Raw genomic sequence first — 9138 nt, forward strand, 5'->3', positions numbered from 1 at the left:
TCCCACGCCCCACAGTCTGTGCCTAAACTTGAGCCCTACGGGGCTCATTTGCGTTTTAAGGCAGTCAATAAAGCCGCATATCCGCAAACCAGGAGAAGATAGATGGATTTGAATGCTGAAATGGATCACCTGATCAAGACCTCGCAGTCCTGGATCCCGATGATCATGGAATATGGCAGCCGGGTGTTGCTGGCGGTGATCACCCTGGCGATTGGCTGGTGGCTGATCAACGTATTGACCCACCGAGTGGGACGCTTGCTGGCCCTGCGTAACGCCGACCTGGCGCTGCAGCACTTCATCACCAGCCTTGCGAACATCGCGCTGAAGGTGATGCTGATTGTCAGCGTGGCCTCGATGATCGGCGTGGCGACCACCTCGTTCGTCGCCGCAATCGGTGCCGCTACCCTGGCCATCGGCCTGGCATTGCAAGGCAGCCTGGCGAATTTCGCCGGTGGCGTGCTGATTCTGTTGTTCCGCCCGTTCCGCATTGGTGACTGGATCGAAGCCCAGGGCACATCCGGGACTGTCGACAGCATTCAGATCTTCCATACCGTGCTGCGTACCGGCGACAACAAGACCGTGATCGTACCCAACGGCATCCTGTCCAACGGCATCATCACCAACACCAACCGTCAGCCAACCCGCAAGGTTGTGTTCGACGTGGGTGTCGACTATGAAGCCGACCTGCAGAAAGCCCGTGAAGTGTTGCTGGAACTGGCCAAGGATCCGCGCGTACTGGCCGACCCGGCGCCTGCGGCGGTGGTCTCGACCCTGGGCGATAGCTCGATCACCGTTTCCCTGCGTTGCTGGACCAATACGCCCGACTATTGGGATGTCGTGTTCATGCTTAATGAGCTGTCGCGCGATCGCTTGAAAGCAGCGGGCATTGATATTCCATTTCCGCAGCGGGTTATTCGAGTGATGCAGGAGCCGGTGGCTAAATAACCAAGTAGTCAGCTATCGAACTTGGCCGACAGGTCAGGTTCGCTGCAAACGGTTAATCTCGTTAGTTAGCTTGCTAGTTATTTCTCCATTCAAATAAAGACGCAATAAAAAAGCCGCTCCCTTGTTAACAGGGGAGCGGCTTTTTAGTTAAGGCCTAAGCCTTAAGTCATCGCTGTAATCAAGCTGCCAATTACAAGATGTTCAGCGGGTATTGCGCGATCAGACGCAGTTCGTCGATGGACGCCGAACCGTAGTACACGCCGTCAGACGAACGATAGGTCGCTTGACGTACGCGCAGGCTCAGGTCTTTGGCTGGGCCGCTCTGAATCACGTATTTGGCTTCGATGTCGCGTTCCCACTCTTTGCCGTTCGAGGTTTCTGCGGTGTTAGCGCCGGTACCTTTAACGTAGCGAGTCATGAAGCTCAGGCCTGGCACGCCGAAAGTGGCCATGTTCAGGTCGTAGCGCGCCTGGAACGATTTCTCGTCTTCAGCGTTGAAGTCGGAACGAGCGATGGAGTTGGCCAGGAAAATCGTGCCGCCGCCGTCTACGCCGTAGCCGTAGTCACCGTCACCGCTGACCTTCTGGTAAGCAAGGGTAAAGGTGTGAGCCTGGATGGTGTACGCGCCTTGCAAGCTGTAGGCACGGTTATCCAGTTTGGTGGTGTTGTCTTTTTCAGCGCGTTGCAGGCCGGCGCCGTCGCTCTTGGTGCTGTAGATGTTGAAGTCAACGGCCAGGGACTGTTCGTTGCTCAGCGCGTGAGTCCAGTTCAGGTTGGCGTAGGTTTTCTTCCAGTAGTCTTCAGTCTTCGCGTAGTAGAGGCTGGCGCTGACTTCCGGCGTCAGGGCGTAGACACCACCGATGAAGTCGGTTTTGGTCAGGCCCAGGCTGTCACGGTAAGTCTGTGCTTGTGCCACGCTCGAAGTGAAGTGACCGCCTTCGAGTTTCAAGCCTTTGATTTCGTTGCTGGTGATCGAGATACCTTGCGGCAGCTCTGGCAGCAAACGGCTGTCATCGGAGGCGAATACCGGTGCGGTGGTGTACTGGTCGCCGACTTTCAGCACGGTGTCGGAGATGCGGAACTTAACCGCGCCGCCGCCTTTGGAGTAGTCGTCTTCCGAGCGACCGTCCGAACCGGTAGGGAACAGGCCAGTGCCCGAACGACCCTTGCCGCTGTCCAGTTTCACGCCCAGCAAACCGATCACGTCTACACCGACACCGATGGTGCCTTGGGTGTAGCCCGACTGGAACAGGCCGTTGAAGCCCAGGCCGGTTTCGTCGACGCGGCTTTTGCCAGTGTCGTTGTTGCGGAAGTCACGGCTAAAGTTCAGGAGGCGAGTGTTGATGCTGAAAGTGCTGTCTTCAACAAAGCCTTTGGAGTCGTCCTGGGCGGACGCCATTGCGAACTGCGAGGTGCCTGCTGATACAGCCAGGGCGATCATGCTCCACTTCATCACGCGCATCGTGATTTGCTCCTTTGGTTTTTAGGAAGAGTACTGCCGTCCCACCTGTATTTTTATCTGGGCGGCTCTTTCTTTATTGTGTCGGCGCAAAGTTATATCACGCAGACTCTAATGACGATACTTGCCCATCTATCCTTTCAGCTTCTTTACGAGGCTGTCGTAAATTGCGAGGTCCGTGTCGCAAATTCACAGTCCGATTGTCTCCGGACTGACAACTTCAATGCTGTTTTCAAACCCCTTTCAAAGTTTGAACTCTTCCTTGGTACGCACTGAAACGCTGCTGTTTTTTATCGCGAAACACCTGTGTCCAAACAGGTGTCGTTGCCGACGATATGGGTGTCAATGCAACAAGCGTGCACAAAGCGGTAACCGAATGTCATTTTTTCGTGAAAAACGTTACGGCCGTGTAAAAACCGCATAAGCACGGGCTTTTTACGCCGTTTGGTTTGGGCTTGACGCCCGGGCATTACACCTGTTCGGTGGTACACAAAACCTGCACCAGGGCAAAACGTTACCGGTTCACCCCGATAAGTGGGTAATTGGCGGATCCCTTTGAGGCACAGGTGGGTCATTTTGGTGCGTCCCGTTGAGGCCCGGTTTAGCGTAGCTCAAATATTCACCTGCCTCGAAAAGGTGCGTGTTTTTCTCTGAAGTTGCATCCCCACTTGCCGCATTCGCCGTGAAGCCACCGGCATTCATCGGTATGCTGGGCGCCTGAAATTGAATTGCCGAACGGAGCGCCCACGTGTTCGCCTTAGATCAACGCCTGCAACAAGACACACTGGCCATTGGGGACTTCCCGCTGTGCCGCCTGCTGCTGTCGAATGACTCGAACTACCCATGGTTCATTCTGGTGCCGCGCATCGACGGTATCAGCGAAGTGTTTCAACTGGATGTCGCCGATCAACAAACGCTCTGGCAAGAGACGACGGCCCTGGCGCAGTGGCTCAATGCGGGGCTCCACGCCGACAAGATGAACATTGGTGCCTTGGGTAACGTTGTCAGCCAGCTGCATGTGCATGTGATTGTGCGCAAGCGCGATGATGCGGCCTGGCCTGCACCGGTCTGGGGCAAGCACCCGGCGAAGCCTTATACCCAGGAGCAAGTGGCAGCGATTCGTACCCGGCTGCGCGAGTTGTTGCCCGCCGACTTCATCTTTACCCAGGACTGAACCATGGACCTGCAAGACCGCGTCACTGACCTGGAAAGCCGCCTGGCCTTCCAGGACGACACCATCGAGACCCTCAACGACATCCTCGTCACCCAACAGCGCGCCGTTGAACGCCTGCAGTTGCAGATGGCCGCGTTGCTCAAGCGCCAGGAAGAAATGGGTGGCCAGTTCGAAACCTCCGAAGAAGAAGCGCCGCCGCCTCACTATTGATGAGCCCGCTATTAATAGCCGGGCAATAAAAAACCGCGACCCAGCAGTGCTGGATCGCGGTTTTTTTTACGCCGAGGGCAGGAGTCAGCGACGCGGCAGTGCCGCAATCACATCTTCGGCTTGCAGGCCTTTGTCGCGATTCATGACAGAGAACTCCACGCGCTGGCCTTCGACCAGGACGCGATGGCCTTCGCCACGAATGGCCCGGAAGTGGACGAAGATATCGTCGCCCGAATCGCGGGAAATAAAGCCGAAGCCTTTAGAGGTGTTGAACCACTTGACGGTACCGGTATCCCGGTTGGTCATGTCGTAGTTTTGCGACGCGGCCGCAGGGGACGAACGGTAGAAGCTGATGGCCAGGTGAAGAACGATGGCGACCACAGCAATCACCAGGCTGAGCAGGATGGCCGGGTGGCCGCCCACTTCAGGCATAGGTGCCAGGAGGGTGAGGGTTTGAACGACAACAGTCAGCACCAGCAGCGCGCTGACCAGGTTTTGCAGTTGATGACGCGTGCCTTTGTTCCAGTAAGGGATCACCGGTGCGAGCGTCAGGTTAAGAAGGCCGAACAAGGCCAGGTACAGAGCGTCGTGTTGTTCCAGGTAGGGCAGGCTTTCAGGCTGCAGGCTCGGTATAAAGGACAGCAGCAACGCTGCAACGCCCGTTAGCAGGTGGACGATTTTCAACATTTTGATTGACTCACGTTAAGACGGATCACAAGGAAGAGCTGACTGGCACGGTTCGCTTCTGAACAATGGGAGGCGTTGAGCACGTGCGCGGGTATCAGCCTATGTGGTGTGCCGCAGACATGAACGGCAACCACACGGCGCCTATTTAACAGCAAAGGCTGTGCCTACTCAAATCAAGCATTTCGGGGTGTTGCAAGGGGCACGGCATTTCTGCGTCAAACGCTTGTCCTAGACAGGTGCAGGCTTTTCGAGTGAGGTGTCGAGAAGTTTTCTGCTGTGCTCACAGACTTGTCCGCAGCTTGCGGGCGCGCAGCAAGCGTTTGGCAGGAGGGCAATTTGCCGCACGCCTGCAGCTTATGTCGGGCTGCACGCAGCGGGCACTCTTGCTAGAGTGGTCTGGCACCTGATCAATGAATGCTCGTCAATTGAAGGGGAAAAACATGGCAATCGATATTGGTATCAGTGAAGAAGACCGCAAATCCATCGTCGACGGACTTTCACGGTTGCTGTCCGATACCTATGTGCTGTACCTGAAGACCCACAACTTCCACTGGAACGTCACGGGCCCCATGTTTCGCACGCTGCACTTGATGTTTGAAGAGCAGTACAACGAACTGGCGCTGGCGGTGGACTCCATTGCCGAACGTATCCGTGCCCTCGGCTTCCCGGCACCGGGCGCCTATTCGATCTACGCCCGCCTGTCTTCGATCAAGGAAGAAGAAGGTGTGCCGAGCGCCGAAGAGATGATCAAGCAACTGGTCGCGGGCCAGGAAGCGGTAACGCGCACCGCGCGCGGCATCTTTCCGTTGCTCGACAAGGTCAGCGATGAGCCGACAGCCGACTTGCTGACCCAGCGCATGCAGGTTCACGAGAAAACCGCGTGGATGCTGCGTTCCCTGCTCGAAAACCAGTAACACCCCTCGCTGAGTGGCGTCGTCCTGACGCCGCTCGCTTGTTTCGCCGCACTTCCTGGCGTTGTCCTACGACCATCAAATCCCCGTCTTCTGGCTCCACCGCGCGTCCTGCTGTTTTATAAGCCCACTGCTCAATGGGAGAAGCCCATGGGCTGCTGTTTGGCAATGGAGTGTCGGGTGTATGTCGCGCGGAGTGGGTAATGGAGTGATGGAGACCAGTGGTTTTCATAAGATAAAAGTCGACCCCTTTGCGAAAGGGTTCGACATGGGGCTGGCCAAGCCATTGTCCCGGTCAGTCAGGCTCAACGGGTTTTCCACCTGCCTGCGGCTTGAACAGATCTATTGGAATATCCTCACGGAGATCGCCATGATCAATGCCTGTTCAGTCAGTGCGTTGCTGTCTTACGTCGACCGGGAAGTGCATTTGCGTTACGGAGGCGTGAAGAACTTCAGCGGTCTGGTCAGGGTGGTGTGTGTGGTTCACGTATTAAAAGGTCGTATCACCTCGACGAACGCCGATTAGTCGGCGGTTGTGAAGCCGGCCCAGCACCAAGGCGGGCCGGCCTTCGGGCAGAAAGCCGGCTGCGCTGCCTCGATTTACCAGATATAATCCCGCGCTTTGCTGCGCATGCCTGGTTTATCCACAGGGCAGGGCGTGGCGCAGTAATGATCTGATCGCCGAGACATCTCCATGCCCATGTACGACTATCAATGTGCTTCCTGTGGTCATCAGTTGGAAGTCATTCAGAAGATCAGCGCAGCGCCGCTGGTCGATTGCCCTGCCTGCCAGGCACCTGAGCTGAAGAAGATGTTGTCCATGCCGGGCTTCCGCCTGAGCGGCGGTGGCTGGTACGAGACCGACTTCAAGACCGGCGCCAAGAAGAATCTGGCGGGCGGCGACAAAGCAGACTGAGTTGAACTCTACGCGCAGGCTCCTGCATTATCCGTCCCCTGCTTAAATGTACGGTGATGAGGCGGGCCTCCACCGAATTTCGAATTACGAGAAGTGAAACCACTACCATGATGCGCAGCCACTATTGCGGCCAACTGAACGAGACCCTGGAAGGTCAGGAAATCACCCTTTGCGGATGGGTTCACCGTCGCCGCGACCACGGCGGGGTGATCTTCCTCGATATCCGTGATCGTGATGGTCTGGCCCAAGTAGTGTTCGACCCGGACCGCGCCGAGAGCTTCGCCGCCGCCGACCGCGTGCGCAGCGAATACGTTGTGAAGATCACCGGCAAGGTGCGCCTGCGTCCGGCCGGTGCTGTGAACAAGAACATGGCGTCCGGCGGCATCGAAGTGCTGGGCTATGAGCTGGAAGTGCTGAACGAGTCGGAAACCCCGCCGTTCCCATTGAACGAATACTCCGACGTGGGCGAAGAAACCCGCCTGCGCTACCGCTTCCTGGACCTGCGTCGTCCGGAAATGGCCGAGAAGCTGCGCCTGCGTTCGCGCATGACCACCAGCATCCGCCGCTTCCTCGACGAGAACGGCTTCCTCGACGTTGAAACACCGATCCTGACCCGGGCCACCCCGGAAGGCGCGCGCGACTACCTGGTGCCGAGCCGTACCCACGCCGGTTCCTTCTTCGCACTGCCGCAATCGCCGCAACTGTTCAAGCAACTGCTGATGGTGGCCGGCTTCGACCGTTACTACCAGATCGCCAAGTGCTTCCGCGACGAAGACCTGCGCGCTGACCGCCAGCCTGAATTCACCCAGATCGACATCGAGACCAGCTTCCTCGATGAAAAAGAGATCATGGGCCTCACCGAGCAAATGATCCGCAACCTGTTCAAGGAAGTGCTGGACCTGGAGTTCGGCGAATTCCCGCACATGACCTTCGAAGAAGCCATGCGCCGCTACGGTTCCGACAAGCCAGACCTGCGTAACCCGCTGGAACTGGTGGACGTGGCCGACCAGCTCAAAGCCGTCGACTTCAAGGTGTTCAGCGGCCCGGCCAACGACCCTAAATGCCGCATCGCCGCCCTGCGCGTGCCTGGCGGCGCGAGCATGCCGCGCAAGCAGATCGACGACTACACCAAGTTTGTCGGCATTTACGGTGCCAAGGGCCTGGCTTACATCAAGGTCAACGAGCGCGCCAACGGTGTTGACGGCCTGCAATCGCCGATCGTGAAAAACATCCCGCTGGATAACTTGAACGCGATTCTGGATCGCGTTGGTGCGGTTGACGGCGACATCGTGTTCTTCGGCGCCGACAAAGCCAAGATCGTCAGCGAAGCCCTGGGCGCGCTGCGCATCAAACTGGGCAACGACCTGGACTTGCTGACCTGCAAGTGGGCCCCGATGTGGGTCGTCGACTTCCCGATGTTCGAAGAGAACGACGACGGCAGCTTCAGCGCCTTGCACCACCCGTTCACCGCGCCGAAGTGCACGCCGCAAGAGCTCGAAGCCAACCCGGCTGGCGCTCTGTCCCGTGCCTACGACATGGTATTGAACGGTACTGAGCTGGGTGGCGGTTCGATCCGTATCCACCGCAAGGAAATGCAACAGTCGGTCTTCCGCCTGCTGGGCATCAACGAAGATGAGCAGCAAGAGAAGTTCGGCTTCCTGCTCGACGCCCTGAAATACGGCGCGCCGCCGCACGGTGGCCTGGCCTTCGGCCTGGACCGTCTGGTGATGCTGATGACCGGCGCCCAGTCGATCCGTGAAGTGATCGCCTTCCCGAAAACCCAGAGTGCTGCGGACGTAATGACCCAGGCTCCAGGTGTGGTGGATGCCAAGGCGCTGCGCGAGCTGCACATCCGTCTGCGCGAGACGCCGAAGGCTGAGTAAGGCTGCTGCGTGCAAGCGCACTGAGGTTTACGCAGTCTAAAAAGGCGCATCTTCGGATGCGCCTTTGCGTTACAAGGGTTGTGTTTTAAAGAGAGAAGTCCGGCCTGGGGCGGGATTGACAAGGTTTCTACAGAATTTCGGAGTTGTGTTATGGCTGGCCATTCCAAGTGGGCGAACATCAAGCACCGCAAAGAGCGTCAGGATGCCAAGAAAGGCAAGATCTTCACCAAGTGGATTCGCGAGCTGACCGTCGCTGCCCGCCAGGGTGGCGGTGATCCGGGCTCCAACCCGCGCCTGCGCCTGGCGCTGGACAAGGCCTTGGGCGCGAACATGAGTCGCGACATCATCGACCGCGCTGTGGCCCGGGGTGCCGGCGCCGCCGACACCGACGACATGGTCGAGCTGAGCTACGAGGGTTACGGCCCGGGCGGCGTGGCGGTGATGGTCGAGTGCATGACCGACAACCGCAACCGTACTGCGGCTGCCGTGCGCCATGCGTTCAGCAAATGCGGCGGCAACCTCGGTACTGACGGCTCGGTGGCTTATTTGTTCGAGCGCAAGGGGCAGATCTCCTTCGCGCCGGGCGTGGATGAAGACGCACTGATTGAAGCCGCAATGGAGGCGGATGCCGACGACGTGGTGACCAACGAAGACGGCTCCATCGACGTATTCACCTCGTTCGCGGGCTTCTACGCCGTGCGTAACGCGCTGGAAGCGGCTGGTTTCAAAGGCACCGACGCGGAAATCGTGATGCTGCCGACCACCAGCGCCGAGCTGGACCTGGACGGTGCGCAGAAAGTCTTGAAGATGCTGGATATGCTTGAAGACCTGGATGATGTGCAGAACGTTTATTCGAATGCCGACATTCCGGAGTCAGTGGCCGAGCAACTCACTTAAGCTAGATGAAGATCCAGTGTGGAAGCTGGTCTGTGTGGGAGCTGGCTTGCCTGCGA

Annotated in this window: 10 protein-coding genes; 8 read left to right on the top strand and 2 right to left on the bottom strand. The window is 57.9% G+C overall.

Annotated features, from left to right (window positions below):
- The first annotated feature begins 102 nt into the window (after positions 1-102).
- A complete protein-coding gene (locus tag WBB95_RS18145; protein ID WP_424488849.1) occupies positions 103-945 on the top strand; it encodes a mechanosensitive ion channel family protein in 843 nt (280 codons plus the stop codon).
- Between the two features lie 190 nt (positions 946-1135).
- Here WBB95_RS18145 and WBB95_RS18150 read toward each other — a convergent pair whose 3' ends face one another.
- Positions 1136-2407, bottom strand: coding sequence for an OprD family porin (locus WBB95_RS18150; RefSeq protein WP_424488850.1), 1272 nt, complete (start codon positions 2405-2407; stop codon positions 1136-1138).
- A 745-nt stretch (positions 2408-3152) separates the two neighbouring features.
- Between WBB95_RS18150 and WBB95_RS18155 the strand changes: the two genes are divergently transcribed.
- Positions 3153-3578: an HIT domain-containing protein gene (locus tag WBB95_RS18155; protein WP_424488851.1), complete on the top strand. Its 426-nt coding sequence runs from the start codon at positions 3153-3155 to the stop codon at positions 3576-3578.
- A 3-nt stretch (positions 3579-3581) separates the two neighbouring features.
- Positions 3582-3788: a SlyX family protein gene (locus WBB95_RS18160; RefSeq protein ID WP_024077152.1), complete on the top strand. Its 207-nt coding sequence runs from the start codon at positions 3582-3584 to the stop codon at positions 3786-3788.
- An 84-nt stretch (positions 3789-3872) separates the two neighbouring features.
- Here the strand turns inward: WBB95_RS18160 and WBB95_RS18165 are convergent, their stop codons facing one another.
- Positions 3873-4475 carry a cold-shock protein gene (locus tag WBB95_RS18165; protein ID WP_003193875.1) on the bottom strand — a complete coding sequence of 201 codons (603 nt, stop codon included), beginning with the start codon at positions 4473-4475 and terminating at the stop codon, positions 3873-3875.
- A 440-nt stretch (positions 4476-4915) separates the two neighbouring features.
- On the opposite strand from WBB95_RS18165, the gene WBB95_RS18170 reads away from it, so the two are divergent.
- The 5 genes from WBB95_RS18170 (at position 4916) to WBB95_RS18190 (ending at position 9082) form a co-directional block, all read left to right on the top strand.
- Positions 4916-5389, top strand: a complete 474-nt coding sequence (locus WBB95_RS18170; protein WP_003193874.1) for a Dps family protein — start codon at positions 4916-4918, stop codon at positions 5387-5389.
- A 181-nt stretch (positions 5390-5570) separates the two neighbouring features.
- Positions 5571-5912: a ribbon-helix-helix domain-containing protein gene (locus WBB95_RS18175; RefSeq protein WP_424488852.1), complete on the top strand. Its 342-nt coding sequence runs from the start codon at positions 5571-5573 to the stop codon at positions 5910-5912.
- A 168-nt stretch (positions 5913-6080) separates the two neighbouring features.
- Positions 6081-6302 carry an FmdB family zinc ribbon protein gene (locus tag WBB95_RS18180; protein WP_424488853.1) on the top strand — a complete coding sequence of 74 codons (222 nt, stop codon included), beginning with the start codon at positions 6081-6083 and terminating at the stop codon, positions 6300-6302.
- Between the two features lie 107 nt (positions 6303-6409).
- On the top strand, positions 6410-8185 hold the full coding sequence (gene aspS, locus WBB95_RS18185; RefSeq protein WP_424488854.1) for an aspartate--tRNA ligase: 1776 nt from the start codon (positions 6410-6412) through the stop codon (positions 8183-8185).
- Positions 8186-8335: 150 nt separating this feature from the next.
- Positions 8336-9082 carry a YebC/PmpR family DNA-binding transcriptional regulator gene (locus WBB95_RS18190; RefSeq protein ID WP_242170856.1) on the top strand — a complete coding sequence of 249 codons (747 nt, stop codon included), beginning with the start codon at positions 8336-8338 and terminating at the stop codon, positions 9080-9082.
- Positions 9083-9138: the final 56 nt, after the last annotated feature.

The organism is Pseudomonas sp., assembly GCF_049645325.1.
Taxonomy (GTDB): Bacteria; Pseudomonadota; Gammaproteobacteria; order Pseudomonadales; family Pseudomonadaceae; genus Aquipseudomonas.